At 79.3% G+C, this 555-nt stretch carries 1 pseudogene; it reads left to right on the forward strand.

The annotated features are described in order from the left end of the window. A pseudogene (locus G3I42_RS27375) lies at positions 1-288 on the forward strand (hypothetical protein); the annotation flags it as partial. Positions 289-555 lie beyond the last annotated feature (267 nt).

The following is a 555-nucleotide window of genomic DNA, read 5'->3' on the forward strand; positions in this document are numbered from 1 at the left end:
CTCCCGCCGGCCCGCCGCCAGATCGCCGCCGCTTCGGCCTTCGGCCCGGCCCCGGCCCCGCGCCGCCCGGTCCCGCAGGGAAGCTTCGACTTCTTCGGCACGCACGGCGCCCACCCCGCCGAGGTCCCCGCCGCCGTCCGCGAGGCCGTGCAGCAGGCCGACCTCGCCGACGTCGTGGGCGAGGAGGCGGCCGAGGCCGCCGCGACGGAGGAGGTCATCGACCTCACGGCGCACGACGAGACGGAACAGCTCGACGTCGGCGGCCTGCGCCAGGCCATGGGGGCCTGAGACCACCGCACACGTCGTGGCACCAGGGCGCGGACCGGACGGTCCGCGCCCTCCGCATGCGGGGGGCACGGTTGTCGTGCGGGAGGGGCGGCCGGGACGTGCCTTGCCACGGCTGTCGTGCGGCCGGGCCCGGCCCCCGGCACGGTGGTTCTCCGACCGGGCCGGGCCCGCGCGCTCGCCGCGGCTGTCCTCGTACGCGAAAGGCTGGAGGCGCCCGCGCAGCTCAGCCGTGCTCGCGCCGCCGCTCCTGGCGCGCGGCCGTGCGGC

The sequence above is a fragment of the Streptomyces sp. SID11385 genome (assembly GCF_010548245.1).
In the GTDB taxonomy this organism is placed as follows: Bacteria; Actinomycetota; Actinomycetes; order Streptomycetales; family Streptomycetaceae; genus Streptomyces.